Source organism: Psychrobacter sp. AOP31-B2-9, assembly GCF_052378005.1.
In the GTDB taxonomy this organism is placed as follows: Bacteria; Pseudomonadota; Gammaproteobacteria; order Pseudomonadales; family Moraxellaceae; genus Psychrobacter.
Window position 1 is genome coordinate 15347 of the sequence record NZ_JBQSXG010000014.1, and the last position, 24096, is coordinate 39442.

A 24096-nucleotide genomic window follows, 5' to 3' on the forward strand; every position below is an offset into this window, starting at 1 on the left:
TATAAAATGGAGCGCGGTAAAAACAAACAAATACTATCTAGGGCGTAATAAAAATCAGTGCCAAGCGAATGGTGTTGTAGTCAATAGCTTGCTTAAGATGATCAAATATTGGTCGCAGCTTAACACTACCATCGTCATTAAAATCGTTTGGATTGTTGGCCACTTTAATCGCTACATAGGCATTACCCACAGCCGTCATCACCTCATCATCTGGACGCAAATGATCACAAGCCAAACTTGGATCTTGCGACTTTAGCTCACCGATATGACGCATAATGGTGGATTGAGACAACTGACGCTCTTGAGAAATCTCTGCGATAGACAGACTCTCCTCTAACAACAGACGAGTCTCTGATAATGTACTGGCCGACTTATCTGATACTTGATTGCCCAGTTTTTGCTTTTTGTCCAGCTGCGCCTGCTGTTGCTCACGGCGTTTTTTCTGTAGCTTGGCATAAGCATCGATCACCGATTTGCTGAGTGTACCACCAGATTTCAGCACAAACTTTTCATGTGCCTGTGTCATACTTTCTTCATCGAGCATCGCATAACTGGCATCTGCTTCCTCAGACAACACTAAAAACCGCTTATCCGCACCGCGCGCGAGTGGATCTAACTGCAAGCTCATATCGTTCATGCCAAGCAGCTGTAACCCCGCCAGCGACTTAAGTCTAGACAGTGCCACATAGCCTTGTCCAAGCTCAAAAGTACGTGATAAATCAATCTCAGCAGCATCTAACGTCATGCCTTGAGACTTATGAATGGTAATCGCCCATGCTAGACAGAGTGGCACTTGTAGATAGCTTGCCAGCACATCACCTGTCTCATCTTCAATAATCCATTCTTCAGGCTCAGCGACGACTTCTCGTCCTGAGTTTAGCCTCACCACTGGCATTTTTTGCGTCGTTGGCTTTTTTGTTTTTGATTTTTCTTTATCTTTTTTGGCAGCGCTTTTTTTATGCTTAGCAGTGTCTTCATCGCTGTCAGTATGGCTGTTATTATCTGCATCTTCAATCAATGCATCATTACCGTCTTTGCTGTCATCAATTTTAACAGCAGCAAAACCAATCAGCTCACCCATAGTGCCATTAGACACGCCCAACTCTGTGTTGTTTTTGATAAACATCACTTTGGCACCAACTTTAAGAGTCAGGTCGTCTTGCGTACGGACGGTCTTTTTTAAGGTTTCAACCAGCTTACTATCACCAGTGGAAGTCGCCTCAAAACGCATCATCTCACCATCTAACGCCGCAAGCTCTTTATCATTGATTTTGTTGACATTGAGATTATGTGTATACAGACGGGTACGCTTGATATCAACGTTTTGATCAAAGGTGGTTTCTAGAGCCGCAATTGCTTCAAAAGTTACTTCTTGGCGTCGAATTTGATTAAGAATATCATCCAAATCCAGCCCGCCATTAGCAGCTTCGCTCACCTGCCTATGCTGCTCAGATAAATAGCAAATATGAAACTTGGCATCGAGCCACGCCTCGGACATAAAGGCAAACTTTTCACGGTTACTCTCACCCTTACTACCGATCGGTGGTAACTGAAAAAAGTCCCCTGCCACCACCACTTGTATGCCGCCAAACGCTTTGTCGCTTTTACGAATATGTTTAAGTACTTGACTGACCAAATTGAGCTGCTTGGCATGCAACATAGATATTTCATCAATGATGAGAACAGCGGTATCTTTTAATCTATCTGCTAAAAACTGCTTGCGAGACAAGTTGGTTAGGTCACGATCAGACAGCTCGTCTTTGATACCGATACCTGACCAGCTATGAATGGTTGTGCCGTTCATGTGTGTGGCTGCAATCCCTGTACTAGCAGTGACCGCAACAGGTACGCGACGCGCACGCAGATAGTCGATATATTGGTTGAGAGTGTAAGTCTTCCCTGAACCTGCGGAGCCAGTCAAAAAGACATTTTGACCTGTTTTTAAGATATCAAGAGCAGAGGACTGACGCATATATGTAAACCAACCAATAACTGAGAAAAAAGATCCGCTATCAGCAAATTTACAAATGCTATAGCCTAAAATTGGCAATAATTATAACAGCTAGAGCTACTTTACAAAGCACTTTAACCAAAGCATTTTTCATAACTATAATTCATATATATGACTTATATTTATCATTAAAAGTAAGTATAAATTTGTTGAAAACTTCAGTAGGATTAATGGAGAACTTGATCAGGAAGATTAGGTAGTGATTATATCGGCACTTATTTCAGACATAATTAAGTTATAAATTATTGCTGATGTATCGCTTGCCTTTTAAATAAAACAACAAGGAGCAATAAATGTTATACCCAAATCCAAATACCGAAAAAAGCCAAGTCCAATTCCGCGAAAAATACGATAACTTCATCAATGGCGAGTGGGTCGCACCCGTTGATGGTGAATACTTTGACAACACCAGTCCCGTCGATGGAAAGGTCATTTGCCAAGTCGCCCGCTCAAAACCAGCAGATATCGAAAAGGCGTTAGACGCGGCCCATGCTGCAAAAGACGCTTGGGGCAAAACCAGCGTCACTGAACGTGCCAATCTACTACTCAAAATCGCTGATAAGATGGAAGCCAATCTTGAGTCGATCGCCATTGCAGAGTGCTATGAAAATGGCAAACCCGTTCGTGAGACACTGGCAGCCGATATCCCGCTAGCGGTTGATCATTTCCGTTATTTTGCCAGTGCGATTCGCGCTCAAGAAGGCGGCATCAGTCAAATTGATGATGACACCGTTGCCTATCATTTTCATGAGCCACTAGGCGTTGTCGGTCAAATTATTCCTTGGAACTTTCCTATCTTAATGGCTGTTTGGAAACTGGCACCTGCACTTGCTGCGGGTAACTGTGTGGTTCTAAAACCTGCTGAACAAACCCCTGCTTCTATTCTATATATGCTAGAGATTATCGGTGCTGCTGACATCTTACCTAAAGGCGTATTGAACGTGGTCAATGGCTTTGGTGTCGAAGCTGGTAAGCCATTAGCCTCCAACCCTCGTATCAATAAAGTAGCCTTTACAGGTGAAACCACGACTGGTCGTCTTATCATGCAGTATGCCAGTGAAAACATCATTCCTGTGACCTTGGAGCTGGGTGGTAAGAGTCCAAACATCTTCTTCGCTGACATCATGGATGAAGATGATGATTTCTTAGACAAAGCAGTTGAAGGCTTGGTAATGTTTGCGCTGAACCAAGGTGAAGTCTGTACCTGTCCATCACGTGCGCTGGTACATGAAAGCATCTATGACGAATTTATCAAACGCTGTGTCGCTCGTGTTGAAGCCATCAAAATGGGCAATCCATTAGATACTGATACTATGATTGGAGCACAAGCAAGCTCAGATCAACTAGAAAAAATCCTGTCGTATCTAGATATCGGTAAGCAAGAAGGTGCTAAAGTGCTGGTCGGTGGTGATCAAGCCAAACATGATGGCGATATCGCAGATGGTTATTATGTGCAGCCTACTATCTTTGAAGGCACAAACGATATGCGTGTATTCCAAGAAGAAATTTTTGGACCTGTGCTTGCTGTGACCACTTTTAAAGATGACGAAGAGGCAATGAAAATTGCCAACGACACTTTATATGGTTTAGGTGCTGGCGTGTGGACTCGCAGCGTACATAAAGCCTACCGTTTCGGCCGTGGCATCCAAGCTGGTCGCGTCTGGACCAATTGTTATCATATCTATCCTGCTCACTCTGCGTTCGGTGGCTATAAGCAATCTGGTATTGGCCGCGAAAACCATCTGATGATGCTTGATCATTATCAGCAAACCAAAAACATGCTGGTATCTTACGATCCTAAAAAAATGGGATTCTTCTAAACGCACCTTGAACTTTTAATACAAGCGTCAAGCGCTTTGCAACCGAGGTTGCAAAGTGTGTTAGGAGTGCTTATAGAGCACTTTCATATAGTAGCAATAGTCGCTTCACTTTAGTTTAGATATGAGAAAGGCGCATGAAAGTACTACAAGTAGTAGGCTAAGCGATACTGACACCGTATCCAATTTATAGACGACTGACTACATTAAGACTTATAACAAGGAATAATAACATGACTAATAAAATGAAAGCCGCCGTACTGCATGAGTTTCACCAACCTCTGCAAATCGAAGAAGTTGATATCCCAACGCCAGGTGCTGGTGAGATTGTGGTCAAAATGCAAGCATCAGGTGTCTGCCATACTGACTTACATGCCGTTGAAGGCGATTGGCCAGTCAAACCCAGTCCGCCGTTTATCCCTGGGCATGAAGGCGTTGGCCTAATCACTGCCGTTGGCGAAGGTGTCACCCATGTTAAAGAAGGCGATCGCGTTGGTGTGCCTTGGCTCTACTCTGCTTGTGGCCACTGTACTCATTGTTTGGGCGGTTGGGAAACGCTATGCGAGAGCCAACAAAACGCTGGCTACTCAGTCAATGGTAGTTTTTCAGAGTATGTATTGGCTAATGCTAACTATGTCGGCATCATCCCTGAAAGCGTAGACTCGATAGAAATTGCCCCTGTACTTTGTGCTGGTGTTACCGTCTATAAAGGTCTAAAAATGACTGAAGCCAAGCCTGGCGACTGGGTCGTTATCTCTGGTATCGGTGGACTTGGCCATATGGCAGTTCAGTACGCTATCGCCATGGGACTAAACGTTGCCGCTGTCGATATTGACGACGAGAAACTTGAATTTGCTAAAAAACTGGGCGCAACCATTACTGTTAATGCAAAAAACACCGATCCAGGCGAGTACCTAAAAGAAGAAATCGGTGGCGCTCATGGTGTCCTAGTAACAGCCGTATCTTCTATCGCTTTTGATCAAGCAATCAGCATGGTCAGACGTGGAGGCACAGTCGTCTTTAACGGCTTACCAACAGGCGACTTCCCAGTCTCTATCTTTGACACCGTACTAAACGGCATCACTATTCGCGGCTCTATCGTGGGTACACGTTTGGACTTACAGGAATCGCTAGATATGGCAGCGGCAGGAAAGGTCAGAGCGACTGTGGCAGCAGAACCACTAGAAAACATCAACGACATCTTTGATCGTATGCGTAATGGCAAGATCGAAGGTCGTATTGTCATTGATTATAGTCTGTAATTGTTGCTCGTGATATGTTGACTTTGTCTCAACATGATCGATTCAAGATGATGCGACTATAAATCACACATGTAATCATAAGCCATCAGTCGTATCGTCTTCATTCGCATGCTATAAATGATGTGAGTGTAGATGATACGACTTTTTATATTCTCGCTCAGTATGATCGTGAGCTAGCACGCCTCTCTCCAATACTTCAAATAAAACGTCTTTTACAACTGTATTTTAATGATAAGGAAATCATCATGAAAGTCGAAGCGACAGAAGCCTGTATCGAATTAATCAAATTACTTAAATCTAAACACGGTGAGCTGATGTTTCATCAATCAGGTGGCTGCTGTGATGGTAGCTCCCCCATGTGCTATCCGCTAGGTGAATTTAAGGTAGGTGATCAGGATGTATTAATCGGCGAGATTGCTGGTTGTCCATTTTATATGGGCAAAGCACAGCATACATTATGGCAAAACACGGATTTGACCATTGATGTGGTTAACGGACGTGGCGCCAGCTTTTCACTAGAAATACCAGAAGGCAAACGTTTTATCGTGCGCTCAGAAGTGTGCAAGATTTAATTTTATAAGTGATGCCAGCCGCCGTCTTATGTTCCTAGTAGTTTTTTGTCAGCTTTTGCACAGGCTGACCGATGATTAAAACAGCCACGAAAGCCGCTGGCAATGCAATCTTCCATGCATTTAAAAAGTTTGTAAAAAAGGTATCTGACCAACCCAAATTTATAAATGTAATAAACATGGTCATCATAAATGAGAGCAATACAGACATTATTGCTGTGTTAACCACTCTAAATTTGAAGTTCATAATATTCCTATAAATTCAATGTAATATTCTATGAAATAGGTTCTTATCACCAATTAACCCTATATAATCATATTATATATAAAAATATATTGTATATGAATTTAGAAAAACTGAATGTAATGATTGATTACTTAGGACTATGCTTTTCTAAATCTATTTGTTAATCAATATTCACCACACCGCGGCATTTGGGAAATTGACTACAACCATAAAATGTCTGACCAAGCCGTGCGCCCTTTTTGACAACACGTTTGACCATTTCTCCCTGGCATTTTGGACAGGTAGGTATTTGCTCGGTAACAACCGTACCAAGGGTTTTTTCCGTTGTTTTGAGATTAGTAATATTAGACTTGATAACCTCACATTCAGCTATCTTAAAATCATTGCCCGATAACTCAGAATCTACAACCTCAAACGGTGTGAGAAACACCTTATCAGCCATATTATGCGATATACTGACATGTGTCGCACTTGCCTGCTGAGTATTTAGACGCTCAATTGGCAGCTCACTAGATTCAACCTCAGTTTGACCAGACCATCGCAGCACTTCTTTGCTTTTTAGCGTGGCTCGTTTAGCGGTTTCTTTTACGATTGGCTTCGGTGTGGGCTTATTGGTAGGTTGAGCCACTGATTTATCAGTAGCGTTACCACTAGGCTGCTGATTTTTATTCTTGCTTGGATTGCTATGCTTGTCTTTTAGGTAGGCTTTATGCTCTCTGTTGGTGCGCCAAGATTTACTAAATCTGTTGCTATCAATCTGCTCAACGATGGATTTGACCTCGTCTTCAGTCAGTATCTTATCTTGTTTTTTCTTCACATAAGACGCCATACCACTCGTCAATACGTGCTCAGGTAATTCATCACGGGTTTTTAATTCGCACTCCCCGATGAAAGCAATCATCGAATGAAAGTAGCTAAGCTCTAAACCTAATAAATCTGCAAGCGTCTTGATGTGCAAGTAGTTTTGGCGCAATGGGTTTTGGAATTTGAATTTACTGCCATTTGGGAAAGATTGTGTCCACTGTTTTTGTGCCTCCCTACCATATATCCAGCCTTTGTAGTTTTTGGTTTCGATGACGAAGATACCGTATACGGAGACGATAATATGGTCAATTTGGGTGCTGCCACCATTGGCTAATGGTAAAGTGACATTGTTTAGGCGTTGATAGACATTTTTGTCTAGTTTTAGCCACATAGCGACGTTGATGACGGTCTCGCCGATGAAGCCTTTAAAGGTGGATTTTAGGGACATAATGAATTTCTCAAAGAATAGCCCAATAGGCTGACATCTACTAAACAAAAGATTTGAGCACATATAAAATATTTATAAATATGATTACGCCAATGACAATTTTTATGAAGCTTGTACTTTCTTGTTTTGCTTCTGCAAAATTCTGTTGAATCGATTCTGTAACGAAGTCCATATCGGTTGAAGTAGGCTTATAACTGTTAAAAGATGCTTTATTAGCTAAGCTTGGAATATCATCAATAAGCTCAGTCACTTGTGGCCGAAGGTGCTTCTCATACCCTTTCCAAGGATTATCACTCTCATAAAATTTTCGTACGCCGTAATACATATCTTCTTCAAAATAACTGTCTTGAATCCATTCATCATAATAAGCTGGGTCCCAAAACTTGGCGGGAAGTACAGTAACCTCAGCTGTTTCATCACTGATTAAAATAGGAAATGAGCTTTGCAAAATACCATTGGGTAAATGTAATCGCCAAACGAACATACCGGTAGACTTTAGTGGTAAAGGCGTAATGCTATTAGGGATGTCAAAACCAAGCATTCTAGTATGTTCGTCAGTTATGTGCTCGGCATACTTTAATATTTCTATATCATCCGTATCAGGAATGTTATTTTTAAAAGTATAAAGTTCATGTGCAATTTCTGCTAGATAAGAAACTGGTGTTCGCCCTGTTGGATCGTATAATACTTCAGCAGGACAAGAGTATGTCTGATCAAAAGACCATAGCATTTTATTTGCTTGGACGACATGAGCCCATACTACTTTGCCTGTTTTATATAGCTTAGACAATTGGTTCATTTGTTCATACAAGACGTCGTCTTTCATCCATTTTGGAGGCATCATTTGTAAGTAAGCTAAATCCGCTCGATCTAAATTAGCAAATTCAATCTCCCTATCAAACTTCAACTCCATAGTGGGTACGGGTGGCAAAGGCTGGTTGAAATCAGTATTTCTTAATATAGTAGATGGAACTAGCTCCAACACACTTTGCCAAATTGTTTGGTCTTGTAATACCCCATCATCACTAGCTATTATCAATGCTTGGTAAATCACTTGCTTAGGAACGAAAAAATCACATAAATCTTGGATATCACTATCAAACTCGACAAACATGTTTTCAGTCAGTGCGGTCTGATCCCCTATACAATGATCGCTTGCATCAGGGTACCAAACTGGGGCTTCTCTACGAGCTCGTCCAATGATTTCACCTAAATAGTAGCTCAATATCTCAATAGTCGAGCTATTGTGCAGCGGGTATTCTGAAGAAAAAATTCGATACTCTGTAAAGTCAGGTAGTCTTGTTTTAACCGTTAGCAACCACTCATCAATTCGCTTGAGACTATTTAGTGAATAATCAAGATTACAGTCACGAAGCTCTTTTTCATATATAAAGTCATGACGCTTGGTCAAATCATCTAACTCATTAGAACTCAACTTTTTTGACATGTCAGAAAAGAAATCATCTAACGTTAAGAGCACGTTTACTGTTTCAACAGTCGGTTGATTAGACGTAAGGAATGGCTTTTGCGAGTTAATAGAAGTCGTGCAACTTGTCATGATTTTATCGTCTTAGAAAATATTGAATTTTAGTTTATGTCGTTTAATAGTTAGCTACCGATGACTACCTGTCTACTAAATCTCTTTTCTTCCATTGCACATAATTAAAATTATCTTTAGCAATGTCTATATGCCAATCATAAGGGAATAAGTCTGATTGTATTTCTTGTGGAATACTATTTTTATGTATAAAACATCGATTAACTAATAACTCTTTCGCAGCTGATACCGATACTGGTATCTCATCATTATACTGCTGATAATGTTGTTTGTAGCTTTCAGTACTTGAAAGATCTACTTCTCCATCTACGTTGAATTTCCATTCTTTTTCTGTCTCGTAATTTCTGACAAAGTCTGTTCGCCAGCGCGAATTATGTCCCCAACCATGAGATAAGTCATGACATAATCGGTTATCTCTATGGTTGGTGAAATACATATCGCTTTTTTCAGCCAAGGATTTATCTACACATGGATGGCTATAGACACTTACTCCACCCCTCGAAAACTGTAATTCACCAAACATAATAGTCGGATACAACTGGTCTTTGATAACTATTTGCTCATGCTCACCTACTGTTACTACATCATCAACATAATATATTTCATGGTAAAAGGGATGATAGTAAGGTTGGGCTACAGATGAAACTTGCATCCCTATATTTGTAAAAAAAGAACTATATTCAGCTACTGTCAATTCGCCTCGATTCAATAAACATAATAGATGATCATTACAGACGCTGAGAGCAAACAAATCCCATAGTTTAAAATTTAGTTCTTCAAACCGGTTTGAAGATAGCACCTCATGAGTGCTAAACCCATTACATTCTTCTATGCACTGTTTTACGGAAGCAAGGTTTAGCTTATTATTTTTAATACTCAATTTAGTAAATACTGATTTAAGTAGACCATCTTCTGTATTCTTTATAGGCTCTTCCATATCTGTAGATATTGCTTTAGTTAAATTAGCATCATACTTTTTTAAAGCCTCGCAGTCTTTTAGTATGCGCCTAATATCCTCAATATAGCCAATGAGTAACTCTTGATAAACATCTTTCCCTTCATAATTTGCTAAGTCGAGATATAAAGCCACACTCATAATTTTATCCAAAAAAAAGATAGACCGAACGCATTCAGTCTATCTTATATGTGCTGTCTTAAGGAACTGCTCTTAGTAAAAAATTACACCAAACTATTTACCGCTTCCACCACAGCGTTAGTCGTAATACCGAACTCTTTATACAAGTCACTGGCAGGCGCAGACTCGCCATAAGTGGTCATACCGATGACTTTGCCATCTAGACCAACGAACTTATACCAGTAATCTACATGAGCGGCTTCCACTGCGACGCGAGCACGGATATTGGCAGGCAATACCGCTTCGCGATAGTTAGCATCTTGCTCTACAAAGATTTCTGCACATGGCATAGACACTACACGGACGCCAACACCATTTGCGCTCAACGTTTCATACGCTTCCATCGCAAGGCTAACTTCTGAACCAGTGGCGATGATGATGGCTTGTAGCTCGCCTTGCTCTTTCGCAAGTACATAACCGCCTTTGGTGATGTTCGCTACTTGCTCATTATCACGTGCTTGATGTGGCAAGCTTTGACGGCTAAAGATCAATGCAGACGGGTTGTTTTCAGACTTGATTGCTTCTACCCAAGCGCTTGCCGATTCAGTTGCATCACACGGACGCCATGTGCGTAGGTTTGGCGTGGTACGTAGGCTAGTCAATTGCTCAACTGGCTGATGCGTTGGGCCATCTTCACCCAGACCGATAGAGTCATGCGTATAGACATGGATGACGCGCTGCTTCATGAGTGCGCCCATGCGTACCGCGTTACGTGCGTATTCCATAAACATTAGGAACGTGGCTACGTAAGGGATAAATCCGCCATGTAGTGCGATACCATTGGCAATCGCGGTCATACCGAACTCACGTACGCCGTAATAGATATAGTTGCCATCAGCATCTTTTTCGATGCCTTTAGCACCTTTAAACAGCGTGAGGTTTGAGCCTGCTAGATCCGCTGAGCCGCCTAGCAATTCTGGTAATAATGGCTGCAAGCTATTAATGGCGTTTTGGCTGGCTTTACGACTAGCAACATCACCGCCCGCTTCTTGCGTTTGCTGAATGTAGTCTTGTGCTTGACTAGCAAAGTCAGCTGGTAAGTCGCCATTTAAACGGCGTAACAATTCTGCTGCTAGTTCTGGATAGGCTTTTTTATACGCTTCAAAGTCAGCGTCCCAGTTCTTTTGCTGTACGTCGCCTTTGGCTTTGGCATCCCACGCTTCATAGATTTCATCATCTAATTCAAACGGAGCATGCTTCCAAGACAATGCATCACGGGTCAAGGCGATTTCGTCGTCACCAAGTGGTGCACCATGACTGGCTGCTAGGCCTTGCTTATTCGGGCTACCAGCACCGATAGTTGTTTTACAAATGATGAGACTTGGCTTAGCAGTCTCTGCAAGCGCTTGTTCAGTTGCTTGCGTAATCGCATCAGCATCATGACCGTCGACCTTGATAACTTGCCAGCCGTACGACTCAAAACGCGCTTGCGTATCATCTGTAAACCAGCCTTCTACGTTACCATCGATTGAGATACCATTGTCATCATAAAAGAAGACTAGCTTACCAAGACCTAACGTGCCAGCCAGTGAACACACTTCATGACTGATACCTTCCATCAAGCAACCATCGCCTAAGAATGCATAGGTGTTATGGTCAACGACGTTATGACCTTCGCGGTTGAACTGCGCGGCTAAGGTTTTTTCAGCGATAGCAAAACCAACGGCATTGGCAATACCTTGACCTAGTGGACCAGTCGTCGTCTCCACACCTGGTGTATAGCCAAGCTCAGGGTGACCTGGGGTTTTTGAATGCAACTGGCGGAAGCCTTTTAGATCATCAACGCTGACATCATAACCTGATAAATGTAGTAATGAATAAATAAGCATTGAGCCATGACCATTCGATAATACAAAACGGTCGCGGTTGTGCCACTGTGGATCGGTTGGGTTGTGCTTCAAAAATTTGCGCCACAAAACTTCGGCAATATCAGCCATACCCATTGGCGCGCCTGGATGTCCAGAGTTGGCTTTTTGAACCGCATCAAACGACAGTACACGGATGGCATTGGCTAATTTACGTTCGCTAATTGGAGCTGGCATAGAGTGTCCTAGTATTGGGCTAAGAGGAGAGTTTACTCAAAGGAGTATAAGCATAAGGACGCCAAATGCGCCCCTAAGTTATAGACTATAAAATTAAAGTGTAATATTAACATATTTGCTATAAGGCTAGCTAAGAAATGCTATGACAATTAAGTGCATTACCAGTCACTTTTCATGCATATCATGAAGAGCATTGGTAATGTTATATAGTAATCGTGATATGTATATTCAAGTCAATATCCATCAAATTCAGCGGTTATATCTTGATATAGGCTGACATCTACCAACTGGTCGGTATAAAACAAATAAAAGTCATTGATGACTTGGCACGTATCGTTGGTGCAGCACTGATAATGCTGAAACCCACTTTCAACAGGAAGTCGCACTTCTAAATCATAGAGCCCATCTGTGCGATAAGTTTCTACATTAATACGAGTCTGGATATAACTATTATCCTCAAGCAAGCTGCCTAAGACGATATGCTCTTCATTTGAATAAGGCAAATCCATAATATAACGTTTTATAGAATCCCAATCGAATGTTGCTAGCTCATCATTTGCAGTTCTTAAATAAAACTGTGTCATAGAAGCATCACCTAATAGAAGAGTCACCTAAATTAGTAGGAGTAATGATAAGTCGCTGGGCAGTGATTGAGCACAGCAACCTCATTTTGTTGGCAGAGCGTCACGACATAATCCGTTATTTTATCGTATATATCTTCACCATCTAGGTAATAGCAGATACCTGTCTCGCCATTTTTAACGATCTGATACAGATATACCTGAATGGCTTGTTGGTCCGACAAGTGCTTAAAGTGTTGGCTTAATTCAGTCTCAAGGCACTTAGCCATGTTGCTAAAGTCATCACTCCAATTCATATTGCCATTTCGATAATACTCGCTAGCCAACCGACCGATCAAACGAACGAGTTCACCTTGAAGCGTATCAGCTTGACCGCTCTTAGGCACAAGGCTTTGCCACAGGGCATCGTACTCATTCTGATATTGACCCAAACCATCTGCGTACAATGCCACTATCTATCCTTATTGAGCTATATGGTGAATCATATATTAAACCGAAATAGTCTCAGCACCGCCCATAAACGGACGCAATACTTCTGGAATAGTGATACTACCGTCAGCGTTTTGATGATTTTCCATGACGGCTAGTAGCGTACGACCAACTGCCAAACCTGAGCCATTTAGCGTGTGTGCCAGTGTGGTTTTTTTACCGTCTTTGACACGCGTACCCATACGGCGCGCTTGGAAGTCACCGCAGTTAGAACAGCTAGAGATTTCACGATAGGTGTCTTGGCTCGGTAACCATACTTCGATGTCATAAGTCTTTTGCGCTGCAAAGCCCATATCACCGGTACATAACTTAACCGTACGATATGGCAGATTAAGCTGCTGCAAGACATATTCAGCTTGTCCAGTCATGGCCTCTAGCAACTCATCAGACTGCTCAGCGGTAGCAATATTGACCATCTCAACTTTTTCAAACTGATGCTGACGAATCAAGCCACGGGTATCACGACCATGAGAGCCAGCTTCACTACGGAAACATGGCGTGTGCGCGGTAAACTTAAGCGGCAATTCACTGATGTCCAAACGCTCACCACGTACCAAGTTGGTCATAGGCACTTCAGCGGTTGGAATCAAATAAAAATCCATCTCGTCATTATTAGTATGATTGGTCAATTTAAACAAATCGTCTTCAAACTTCGGCAGCTGACCCGTACCCTTTAGGCTGTCAGAATTGACAATATAAGGTACATACGTCTCAGTATAGCCATACTTAATAGTATGAGTATTCAGCATGAACTGAATCAAAGCACGGTGCATTTGTGCAAGCTGCCCTTTTAACACATTAAAACGGCTACCAGTCAGTTTTGTTGCCGCCTCAAAGTCAAGCATACCAAGCGTCTCACCGATATAAGTATGATCTTGAATATCAAAATCAAACGCGCGCGGCGTACCCCATTTACGGACTTCTACGTTATCGTCCTCTGACGTACCGACGGGCACATCCGCTGCCGGAATATTTGGAATCTGTAAAGCAGCTTGGGTGATACGTTCCTGTAAAGTACGTAGTTCGTCTTCAGCGGCTTTAATCTCACCGCTAACACTCTGCATTTCAGCCAATAGCTCGCTGGCATCTTCGCCTGATTTTTTTAGCGCACCCACCTGCTTAGCACCAGCATTACGACGTGATTGCAGCTCTTCAGTTTTCACCTGTAGTGACTTACGTTCAGACTCAATTGCTTGCCAAAAATCCATATCAAGCTCATAGCCACGTGTGGCTAGTTGTTGTTGTAAATCGCTTAAATCGCCGCGTAAGAGTTTCGGATCAATCATAGTAGTTGCCTGTAACGCTAAAAGTGAATAAGAGGTTTAAAAATGTTATTTTTAACAATACTGTTTTTATCAAAATAATTTATAGTCGCTATAATACCAAGACCCATCACATTTGACCATGTCTTGACGATACTTTCAGCCATTGCCACTAGGATTTATCACACACTATTTTAACTTGATTACCAGCTCTGACATTCAACAAACCATCATAATACGGCTGAATCGCAATAATATAGCAACTATCTGTAAACAGCTTGCTTATATGTTTCATTTAAGAGCGCTTTTCGGTAAGATAAGTACATATCTTTTTCCACTTTCAGCCAAGTGCGGCATCACCGCTGCACTTTGGTGATTTAAACCTAACACTTTTAATACAAGTATTTGAGAAACCTCTATGGCCCTGTACCCCTACACGCTGCAACCTGTCGCCTTAAACTTAACCGAGGCGGAATTCCACCAAGCACAGTACGAACTATTTGCCAGTGCCAGCCCCTCTTTTGGTCTAAAAAGCATCAAAATGAAAGAATGGATTATCATGGCAATAGTCGTGATATTAGCGATCGTAGGGTTAGTCTTTGTGACAGGTTATTCAACCATTATTTTTTGGCTGATGTTGGTGTCAGTCGTAATTTACCTACTGGCTCGTACGCTTGGTTTTCAATGGTACGTAAAAAGAGAGTTTGAAAAACAAGTGGCTGATCAAGAAATGCCAGATGAGATGCGCCAGATGAAATTAGGTGTACAAAAACATGGCTTGGTCATGGCCATGCCAGTCAATCAGCCTGACATGTTTAACTCTAACCAAATGCGCGGTATGCAGATGCGACCTGGCACTACCCAACAAGCCGTGATTCCATGGACTGCTGTTAAAAGTTGGGACGAAACTGATGACTATATCTTTATGATGTTTGAAATGAAAGGTCAACAAGGCAGCCAAATCGTACCTAAACGTCTGCAAGCACAGAAGTTTCCAATTGATACAGTTCGCCAACATTTGCAAGAAGTTATTGCTGTTAAAGGCTTAAACCCTGAAAACCTGCAGCCGCCAGCATAATAAGCCACAAGCCTTATTCTCACGATAAACTAAGCGGTAATAAGGCTTTCTCTTTTTATAAAACCAATAGTATTATTGCATTTATTCAACTTAACTTGTCGACAATGCTTTGTTATTATAATAGACAGAAAAAGAGGTTGTAGAGTCTATAATTTATATAAGTATTTTTTAATTACAACGTAAATTGATTCATCCATTTTTTACATCAACACTCACACTACAAGGATAATATTATGAGTAACAATGCAACTAACCAAATCGGCCTAGAACAAGCAGACATGAGCGAAATCATTGCTAAACTAAACGGTCTATTGTCAAGCTACCACATGTTTTATATCAACGTCCGTGGCTATCACTGGAATGTAAAAGGTGAGCACTTCTTCACCCTACACCCTCAATTTGAAGAGCTATATACAGCGCTACAACTACAAATTGACGAAATTGCTGAACGCATCTTAACATTAGGTGGTACACCACTACATGCTTATAGTGAGTTTGCTAAGCTTACAGGTATTAGCGAAGACAAAAATGTCAGCGATGGTACCACTTGTGTGAAAGGCGTGGTAACAGGCTTACAAGAGCTTATTCAAGAGCAGCGTCAAGTATCAGCACTGGCTGCTGAAAGCGATGACCAAGGATCAGCTGATCTTGTAGATGCCTATGTACAAGAGCAAGAAAAGCTAATATGGATGTACAACGCATTTTTGGGTTAATAACCACAAGCTCAAATATCATTGATATATAAAAAAGCACCTACTAACAAGTAGGTGCTTTTTTACTATTAATGCTTTATAAAAACAATTAATGCTTTATAAAAATAACGATCTATTGTTGAATCCACTGGCTCATTTTTTCACGTTCCGCAGGCGTAGCTTGCAACCATATTTGCATAAACTGGTCTAAAGTACTGCGAGAATTATCTACACTAGTACCTTGCTGTACCGTACTTTGAGTTGATACAGACGGTTGATTCAATGCTGCAATAGTCTGTTGGTTCTGCAACTCAGCATCACCGCTACCGCTGAACACACCACCAATGGCTTTACCTAAACCTGAAAACAACCCACCTTGATTATTACTCATACTTTGCTGACTAGCGATCACGACATCATCTTGCTGCACAGCCAATGTTGGACTTTTGGCATATTCTTTAGCCGCAGTATAATCTTCTGGCTGATTTGGCATGGTTAAACGATAGGTTTGATTGTCAGCCAACTGTGCCGTCACACTGACATTACCTGAACGTAGATAGTCATGCTCATCACGGCGTAAGTCATACAAACGATCATATTTAGCAGTAATCGCATGTTGTCCTGGTGCCAGTGTAAATTGTTTTGTTAGTGGCTGAAAGGCACTCTGTTTGACTTCTTGTCCATTAATTGCAGTGACTTTAATATGATCGTCCACCAATAAAGTGACGTCTGCCTGTGACAGCATAGGGATAGAGCTTGCCCCAATAAGCAGCGTGCTGATAGCCAGTTTTTTTAGCAAAGCATTATTCAGTTTCATAACAGGTTCCATTAATAGTAAAAACGTTTTGGACATAGTAAATGTATTGTAGATAAAACCATCGGACTCTCAATACTAAAAATCAAATGGCATCGTATGTTGGTCCTGATCTGCCGCGTCATTATCAACTTGGGTCTCTTGGGCAATATCAGCCAGCTCTGCTGCAAGCGTTTGCTCATCGATAGTACGCAGCGCATCACTGATGACGGCTTTAGATATGTTATTACGCCCTAGATTAGAGAACATTGGCTGAATGTAATTAAGCACGTCCATCATTGCCCCAATACGGTGTGGTCCTTCTGTGAGCAAATAGTCGAGTATGCGATCATCAAATTGCCAACCGCGTCGACGTAAAATAGACTGCAACAATGCCTGACGATCTGCTAAATCATGCCCATTAGGTACTTTAAACGTAGGAGACTGCGCTAAACGGGTCAATAAATCTCTCAGCTGAAAAGGTAACTCCCCTGCAGGCTTATTGGCGGCAAACAATAACTGACGCTGTCCTTCCCGGCTCCGATTAATCAGATGAAACAAGGCTTCTTGCCACTGACTACTCTGCTCAAGCACTTCTAAATCATCGATAGCAATGAGATCAAAATTCTCCAAAGAGGACAGCACATGCACATCAGCATGAATCAACTCATTAAGTGATAGGCAAATAGCTGACTTATCCATCTCAATGAACGACTCACAAATCGCAGATAGCAAATGAGACTTACCAGTAGCAGGGCTACCAAATAGATACAGCTGACCAATCAGGCCGACATGTAGCTGCCGCACTGCATCAATAATCGACATCCAACCAGGACCGGCAAAGTCACTTAGACTTGCATCATGCTTAATGTCCAGATTGAGACTTAGCTGTGCTTCTGCCATGAATCATCAACTCGTTTTGCGTAACGCAATATAAAAATTATTAATCACTAACTATATGAGAGTAGTACTGATACCGCTTCATACTAACTTACAATATTAGCATGTTGTCTTTTATAGCATCAGTATATCGCAAGATTGCTTTATTGAGACAAACCTTATGTACAACTGACTGCTGATACTGTCAACACTGCGCCTATATATAACATATTTGCAAAATGACTGACAAGTCTTTTACCTATTAAGCCTGATTAACCCTTTTTTATCCTTCTCACAATTCTACTGCCAATTTGTGATAACCACATTACTTTAAAGATAAATGATTTATTTCTTTTCAAAAAGGGTTAACTGCTTGTGACCTTTATAAAAATCTGTCGAACGATAATAAGCAAATAAATGACGGAACAATACGTTAAGTACAGCAGAGACAGGCAACGCAATCAGCATGCCAACGAAACCTAATAAACTTGCCCCCGCCAATACTGAAAAAATAACCCATAACGGCGATAGACCAATCTTATCACCTAATAACAAAGGCTGTAGGATATAACCTTCTGCAGCTTGTCCAATCAAAAACGCACCGGTAATCAACGATAAATAGGTCCAATCTAATCCAAATTGGAATAGGCAAGCAATAATAGCAGCGATAAAGCCAATACCAAAACCTAAATAAGGCACAAAACTTGCGATACCCGCCACCATACCGATGATCAGTCCAAGCTCTAGCCCGATAAGCTGCAACTGCACAGCATAAATGACACCCAATAGAACCATCACCAACAACTGGCCTTTAATAAAAGCCATTAATGCTTGGTCACACTCCTGAGCAATTTGAACGAATTTTTTACTATAAGCAGCTGGAATCGCCATCTTCCACGTATGTAAGCGCTGATCCCAATTGAATAAAAAGTAAAAGGTCAAAATAGGTACTAATACAATGAGACCTGCATTGTTAATAAAGTTCATGCTTGATGAGATAATGTGACTCATCATGGTACTAGCATCTGCAAACTTATAATTCGTTTGCATATAATCTACCAATGTCTCAGAAAAACCTTTAGATTCTAGCTCTGGTAGACGCATACGAGTGTTGTTAGTGAACCACTCTCGTACCACTTCGTTATACCAATTTAAAACCTTGGGTAAGTAGTCCCATGCCGCTTGCAACTGATTCCACAATGTCGGAATCAACCACCATAGCAACAGTACCATCCCTAAGGTAATAGTCGAATAAACAATGAGAATGGCTATCCAACGTTTGATATATTTCGACAAACGCTTAACCAGTGGATTGAATAAATAAGCCAGTACGAAGGCAAAAACAAACGGTATAATAACGGGCATCATCAAATACAACAAAACCAACACCATTACCAAAGTGGTGACTATAAATAAGCGCCGAAAAAATAAGTCTATTGGTTGGTTCGTCATGACGGATAATCCTACGCTTAAGCTGATTTGAATAGTAATGTGCTTGAATCTTCGATATGGCTTATCGAACCACAACATCATAACAGCAAACAGTTATTGACAATAAATTTAGTGTTAAATTATCGCAAAGTACAGAAAAAATCAGTCATTTTTTGTTGCTTAATTTTTTATTTATCCATTAGGGTCTATTGAATATTCCGATATTAGGGCTACTGGGCGTTAAAAATTCGCTACGTATTGTCTAAAAAGCAGCCTCTGCCAGTAGCACATTTAGAGGTTAAACAGACCCTAATGTCATTCTTCATTAAATATCAGTCAAATATCCGTAAGTTGCTTTGCGAGTAGGGGCTGTTTTTGGGTATAATGCGCCCACTGTATCTATAGTTAATACGATTAAATTAATACGACAAACTCGCTTTTCTACTGACAAACCTTCATTCCCTATAAAATTTGTGAGATGACCATGAGTAACAAGCCTTCTTTAAGCTACAAAGATGCCGGTGTTGATATCGACGCGGGTGATGCACTGGTTCAGCGCATCAAATCAGTGGCAAAAGCCACTACTCGTCCCGAAGTTGTGGGTGGTTTGGGTGGCTTTGGCGCACTGTGCCGCATTCCTACTGGCTACACATCACCATTATTGGTATCTGGTACTGACGGTGTTGGCACAAAACTTAAGCTGGCTTTACAACTCAATCGTCATGACACTATCGGTATCGATTTGGTCGCCATGTGTGTTAATGATTTATTGGTATGCGGTGCAGAGCCATTATTCTTTTTAGATTATTACGCCACAGGCAAGCTAGACGTTGATGTTGCTGCTACCGTTGTAACGGGTATTGGTGACGGCTGTAAGTTAGCAAACTGCTCACTTATCGGCGGTGAAACTGCTGAAATGCCAGGCATGTACCAAGATGATGATTACGATCTAGCAGGATTCTGTGTAGGCGTGGTTGAAGAAGCCGAAGTCATCACTGGTGATAATGTGGCTGAAGGCGATGTACTGATTGCACTAGCATCAAGTGGCGCACATTCAAATGGCTATTCATTAGTTCGTAAAGTCATTGAAGTAAGCGATGTCGATGTCACCACGAGCGATGAACAGTTAGATGGCCAGCCTATCCAAGATGCCCTAATGGCACCTACTCGCATTTATGTTAAAGCCATCAAAGCCTTACAAGATACACTTGGCAGCTCAGCACTTCATGCTATGTCTCACATTACTGGTGGCGGTTTGACCGATAACTTACCACGCGTATTGCCTGAAAGTTTAGCAGCGAGCATCGACACCAACAGCTGGCAGTTCTCAGAGTTATTCACCTGGTTGCAAACCCAAGGTAATATCGAGCAAAGTGAGATGTATCGCACCTTTAACTGCGGTGTGGGTTTTGTGATTGTCGTACCAAAAGACAAAGCAGAAGCCGCCATTAACACTTTAAACGATGCAGGCGAAACGGCTTGGCAATTAGGTGAGATGGTTACACGTGAAGCGGACGCCGTGGTGTACCGTTAATGTCAACATCCACAATATCCGTCAGTACCATGAGCCAAGCCAAAAAACCACTGCGTATTGCCATCTTGGTATCAGGTAGTGGTAGCAACTTGCAAGTCCTAATAGAGGCTATGCAAGCTGGTGCGCTACCGATTGAAATCGTTGGTGTCATTAGTAACCGTGAAGATGCTTATGCCATTACACGTGCTAAAGATGCCGATATTCCAGTGGCAGTACTATCTCACGTTGCTAGCGGCAAACGCATGGGAATCAAAACGTTTGAAAGCCATGCTAGTGAGCAACTAGCGACATGGCAGCCTGATTTGGTAGTACTAGCAGGCTTTATGCGTGTATTGAGTGCATCATTTATCGACAATGCACCAGCACCGATGATTAACCTTCACCCTTCTCTACTTCCTGTTTATAAAGGCTTAGATACTCATCAGCGTGCTATACAAGCAGGTGAGCGTCATCATGGCTGTAGTATTCACGTGGTGACAGCAGAGCTAGATGCAGGAGACGTCTTGACTCAAGCACTGTTACAGGTTAATCAAAAAGATACGGCAGATGGTTTACAGGCACGTGTGCAAAAGCTTGAACATAAGCTACTGCCTTGGACGATTAAACTTATCGCAAGCGGTGTACTCAACTTGAATAATCAAGCCAATGATAACACCTCTGTGTTACCTGCCTTACCTTTAAAGCTTTGGTTGGATGCCTAATTTTTAGGCTATAATTATCCATTTTACACAAAAGCAGCACAAGACACTCTTGTGCTGCTTTTTTATGTGACAACTTTCAACGTAAAAGTTGGTTGTTTTAAGCTATTTATGCTTAAAAAAAATACCCTGCTACTTAATTAATAGCAGGATATTAGACCTCTTGCAAAAGTAGTTGTAAGACACAACGTACATTATTGAACTCTACTTACTTAATAGATATGCCAAACATAGATAAGCTACTCAAACAAAGTGACGCTGGTTTTAAACGCTATACTGGCATTCATAAAGCCACCTTTTATGACATGCTTGATGCCATGCAAGAGCATGAAGCATCTAAGACCAAATCAGGCAGACCAAGTGTGCTTAGTCTTAAGGAGCAGATACTACTCGCCCTGACTTATTGGCGTGAATACCGCACGCTTTATCATATCAGTATGGACTTTGGTATTCATGAGTCTTCTGCTAGCCGTATCATTCGTAAAGTAGAAGACACACTGATTGACTCTGGCAAGTTTGAATTGCCTAAAAAGCTGCCCAGTCGTGTCGATGAGGACATCAATTGGTCAGTCGTCATTGTCGACGCCACCGAAACCCCAATTGAGCGTCCAAAAAAAACCAAAGCGACTACTACAGCGGCAAGAAAAAACAACACACCCTAAAAGCGCAGGTTATCGTCCATTGGCAAACCGGCTTGATACTCGATGTGCAAACCTGTAAAGGGTCAATCCACGATTTTAAGCTGTATAAAGATACTTGTCCTGATTGGTTGCCTGAGAATACTAACTATCTAGCAGACAGTGGTTATCAGGGTATAGCAAATCTACATAAGCAAACCTTCACACCATTTAAGAAACCTCGTGGTGGTCAGTTATTGGAGATATGCAAACAGGCCAATCACTATCTGGCAAAGTTCCGTATTGTGGTTGAACACAAAATAGGCTTAATAAAGTTGTTTAAAATCGTGGCTCATAAATATCGCAACCGTCGTCAGCGCTATGATCTTAGAATGAAGCTGTTTGCTGGTATCATTAATTCCGAGCTTAACCTATGACTTTTGCAAGAGGTCTATTTTAAAAGGCTTGTAATAAAACATGAAAGTTAAGCAGGTGCTTGACCAACAACATGAATGGCTTTGATGTTTACAAATTCTTTAATACCAAAACCACCATGCTCACGGCCATAACCTGAATCCTTAACACCACCAAATGGCAATGCTGGGCTCACCAAATCGTATCCATTGATATAGACCATACCAGTATCAAAATGCTCTTGAGCTAAACTGATAGCCTTATCTTCATCTTTAGAGAATATGGCACCACCCAGTCCATAACGACTGTCATTAGCAATACGGAATGCGTCATCTTCATCTTTAGCACGAATTAAAGACGCTACTGGACCGAATAACTCATCTTTATACGCAGGCTGATCTGGCTTAATGTTTTCCAAGATAGTTGGCGGATAAAAAGAGCCTGGCATATCAGGCACTTCACCACCCAGCGTAACCGTTGCACCTTTACTCACACTTTCTTGTAGCTGCTCATGCAGCTCATCACGTTGCTTGCTACTCGACATCGGACCTACGTCAGTAGACTCATCCATTGGATCACCAATCGTGTAGCCTTTAAACTTCTCAATAATCAAGTCACGGAATTTATCATAAACACTGTCTACAACCACAAAGCGCTTGGCCGCAATACACGTCTCACCATTGTTGTATAAGCGAGCATGTGCACAAGTAGTCGCTGCCAACTCTAAGTCTGCATCTTCTAATACAATAAAGGCATCGTTAGAACCCAATTCCATAACCGTCTTTTTAAGTACTTTAGCTGCTTGCTGCGCTACGGCTCTACCAGCTACATCACTACCTGTTAAGGTCACACCACGTACTTTATTATTTTCGATGACTTGCTCAGACTGATCATGGTTGATAACTAGCGTGCGGAACAGATCATTTGGTAAATCAGATTCATGCAAAATCTTTTCAATCAATAGACCTGAGCCTGTGACGTTTGATGCATGTTTCAGTAAAACACTGTTACCTGCCATCAAATTGGCGATGGTATAGCGGAAAACTTGATAAGCTGGAAAATTCCAAGGCTGGATGCCATAGATAATACCGATAGGATCATATCTTACCAGTCCTTTTTTGATACCTTCAATATCGCGCTCATCTTCAGCAAGTGCGGCAACGCCTTCACTGGCAGTAAAATCACAAATAGCTTTGCATAAATCAACTTCGCCTAAACTGGCCTCAAGTGTTTTGCCACGCTCTTCAGTCATCAACTTAGCCAATTCATCTTTGTACTTCATCAGCGTGTCACCGATAGAGCTGATAACTTTTGTACGTTCTTCAGTACTAACTAGACGCCATTTAGAAAATGCGTGATGAGATGCATCAATAATTTTAGTGACATCACCATCACTCATATAGTTATAATCTTTAATGTTTTTGCCTGTCGCTGGGTTCACAGTAGTAATATCTGCCATGGTTATTATCCTTATTTATTGAAATATATTATTGGTTTGAATTAGCTTGTCATTATTCTTAACGTCCAGTTACCATAACAAAATGCTCAGCCAGTAGTTTTACAAGTTATAAAGAAGTGTTCATAAGATGTTAAAAGTGTGGCTGACTTATTAACTACGCTGAAGTTACGCCTTGCGCCTCGTTTTATTTAGGCTGTGTTTTAATAATGTGTTGATTAATTTAATGATAGAATAATGGTGTTATAGTAGTTTTGATTTAAGCAAACAAAAGGAATT

At 41.4% G+C, this 24096-nt stretch carries 21 protein-coding genes and 1 pseudogene; 9 read left to right on the forward strand and 13 right to left on the reverse strand.

Annotated features, from left to right (window positions below):
• Positions 1-37: 37 nt before the first annotated feature.
• Complete coding sequence (locus tag ACT3SX_RS03195; RefSeq protein ID WP_192519831.1) at positions 38-1972, reverse strand: AAA family ATPase; 1935 nt, start codon at positions 1970-1972, stop codon at positions 38-40.
• A 332-nt stretch (positions 1973-2304) separates the two neighbouring features.
• Between ACT3SX_RS03195 and exaC the strand changes: the two genes are divergently transcribed.
• The 3 genes from exaC (at position 2305) to ACT3SX_RS03210 (ending at position 5662) form a co-directional block, all read left to right on the forward strand.
• Complete coding sequence (exaC, locus tag ACT3SX_RS03200; protein ID WP_192519832.1) at positions 2305-3831, forward strand: acetaldehyde dehydrogenase ExaC; 1527 nt, start codon at positions 2305-2307, stop codon at positions 3829-3831.
• Positions 3832-4061: 230 nt separating this feature from the next.
• Positions 4062-5090 (forward strand): alcohol dehydrogenase AdhP, encoded by a 1029-nt coding sequence (adhP, locus tag ACT3SX_RS03205; protein ID WP_192519833.1) that lies wholly within the window; start codon positions 4062-4064, stop codon positions 5088-5090.
• 245 nt (positions 5091-5335) lie between these two features.
• Positions 5336-5662 carry a DUF779 domain-containing protein gene (locus ACT3SX_RS03210; RefSeq protein ID WP_192992045.1) on the forward strand — a complete coding sequence of 109 codons (327 nt, stop codon included), beginning with the start codon at positions 5336-5338 and terminating at the stop codon, positions 5660-5662.
• Positions 5663-5696: 34 nt separating this feature from the next.
• Here the strand turns inward: ACT3SX_RS03210 and ACT3SX_RS03215 are convergent, their stop codons facing one another.
• The 8 genes from ACT3SX_RS03215 to serS form a co-directional block, all read right to left on the reverse strand.
• Positions 5697-5906, reverse strand: a complete 210-nt coding sequence (locus ACT3SX_RS03215; protein ID WP_192992044.1) for a DUF2798 domain-containing protein — start codon at positions 5904-5906, stop codon at positions 5697-5699.
• 160 nt (positions 5907-6066) lie between these two features.
• On the reverse strand, positions 6067-7158 hold the full coding sequence (locus ACT3SX_RS03220) for an NERD domain-containing protein (RefSeq protein WP_192992043.1): 1092 nt from the start codon (positions 7156-7158) through the stop codon (positions 6067-6069).
• A gap of 40 nt (positions 7159-7198) precedes the next feature.
• The gene (locus ACT3SX_RS03225; protein ID WP_192992042.1) at positions 7199-8569 is read right to left on the reverse strand and encodes a hypothetical protein; all 1371 of its coding nucleotides are present in this window, start codon (positions 8567-8569) and stop codon (positions 7199-7201) included.
• A gap of 211 nt (positions 8570-8780) precedes the next feature.
• Positions 8781-9812, reverse strand: coding sequence for a hypothetical protein (locus ACT3SX_RS03230; protein ID WP_192992041.1), 1032 nt, complete (start codon positions 9810-9812; stop codon positions 8781-8783).
• A gap of 83 nt (positions 9813-9895) precedes the next feature.
• A complete protein-coding gene (tkt, locus tag ACT3SX_RS03235) occupies positions 9896-11893 on the reverse strand; it encodes a transketolase (protein WP_192992040.1) in 1998 nt (665 codons plus the stop codon).
• Between the two features lie 233 nt (positions 11894-12126).
• Positions 12127-12477 carry a hypothetical protein gene (locus tag ACT3SX_RS03240; RefSeq protein ID WP_192992039.1) on the reverse strand — a complete coding sequence of 117 codons (351 nt, stop codon included), beginning with the start codon at positions 12475-12477 and terminating at the stop codon, positions 12127-12129.
• Between the two features lie 32 nt (positions 12478-12509).
• A complete protein-coding gene (locus tag ACT3SX_RS03245; protein ID WP_192992038.1) occupies positions 12510-12926 on the reverse strand; it encodes a hypothetical protein in 417 nt (138 codons plus the stop codon).
• A 36-nt stretch (positions 12927-12962) separates the two neighbouring features.
• Complete coding sequence (gene serS, locus ACT3SX_RS03250) at positions 12963-14249, reverse strand: serine--tRNA ligase (protein WP_192992037.1); 1287 nt, start codon at positions 14247-14249, stop codon at positions 12963-12965.
• A gap of 394 nt (positions 14250-14643) precedes the next feature.
• On the opposite strand from serS, the gene ACT3SX_RS03255 reads away from it, so the two are divergent.
• Both ACT3SX_RS03255 and ACT3SX_RS03260 read left to right on the forward strand, forming a co-directional pair.
• Entirely contained in the window at positions 14644-15303 is a 660-nt protein-coding gene (locus tag ACT3SX_RS03255) for a YcxB family protein (protein WP_192519437.1), read from the forward strand.
• Between the two features lie 233 nt (positions 15304-15536).
• Positions 15537-16016 (forward strand): Dps family protein, encoded by a 480-nt coding sequence (locus tag ACT3SX_RS03260; protein ID WP_192519438.1) that lies wholly within the window; start codon positions 15537-15539, stop codon positions 16014-16016.
• A gap of 112 nt (positions 16017-16128) precedes the next feature.
• On the opposite strand, the gene ACT3SX_RS03265 is transcribed toward ACT3SX_RS03260, so the two are convergent.
• From ACT3SX_RS03265 to ACT3SX_RS03275, 3 genes are all read right to left on the reverse strand, one after another.
• On the reverse strand, positions 16129-16812 hold the full coding sequence (locus ACT3SX_RS03265; protein WP_192519439.1) for a DUF2057 family protein: 684 nt from the start codon (positions 16810-16812) through the stop codon (positions 16129-16131).
• Between the two features lie 75 nt (positions 16813-16887).
• Positions 16888-17691: a DnaA regulatory inactivator Hda gene (gene hda / locus ACT3SX_RS03270; protein WP_192519440.1), complete on the reverse strand. Its 804-nt coding sequence runs from the start codon at positions 17689-17691 to the stop codon at positions 16888-16890.
• A gap of 321 nt (positions 17692-18012) precedes the next feature.
• Positions 18013-19119 carry an AI-2E family transporter gene (locus ACT3SX_RS03275; RefSeq protein WP_192519441.1) on the reverse strand — a complete coding sequence of 369 codons (1107 nt, stop codon included), beginning with the start codon at positions 19117-19119 and terminating at the stop codon, positions 18013-18015.
• 463 nt (positions 19120-19582) lie between these two features.
• Between ACT3SX_RS03275 and purM the strand changes: the two genes are divergently transcribed.
• From purM to ACT3SX_RS03295, 4 genes and pseudogenes are all read left to right on the forward strand, one after another.
• A complete protein-coding gene (gene purM, locus ACT3SX_RS03280) occupies positions 19583-20632 on the forward strand; it encodes a phosphoribosylformylglycinamidine cyclo-ligase (protein WP_192519442.1) in 1050 nt (349 codons plus the stop codon).
• Positions 20632-21333, forward strand: a complete 702-nt coding sequence (gene purN, locus ACT3SX_RS03285; protein ID WP_225739180.1) for a phosphoribosylglycinamide formyltransferase — start codon at positions 20632-20634, stop codon at positions 21331-21333. The genes purM and purN overlap by 1 nt, the downstream gene beginning before the upstream one ends.
• A gap of 194 nt (positions 21334-21527) precedes the next feature.
• Positions 21528-21992: a helix-turn-helix domain-containing protein gene (locus ACT3SX_RS03290; protein ID WP_442069583.1), complete on the forward strand. Its 465-nt coding sequence runs from the start codon at positions 21528-21530 to the stop codon at positions 21990-21992.
• An 8-nt stretch (positions 21993-22000) separates the two neighbouring features.
• Positions 22001-22384, forward strand: a pseudogene (locus tag ACT3SX_RS03295) (transposase family protein); the annotation flags it as partial.
• Between the two features lie 47 nt (positions 22385-22431).
• Here ACT3SX_RS03295 and ACT3SX_RS03300 read toward each other — a convergent pair.
• Positions 22432-23820, reverse strand: coding sequence for an NAD-dependent succinate-semialdehyde dehydrogenase (locus ACT3SX_RS03300; RefSeq protein ID WP_192519443.1), 1389 nt, complete (start codon positions 23818-23820; stop codon positions 22432-22434).
• Between the last annotated feature and the right edge of the window lie 276 nt (positions 23821-24096).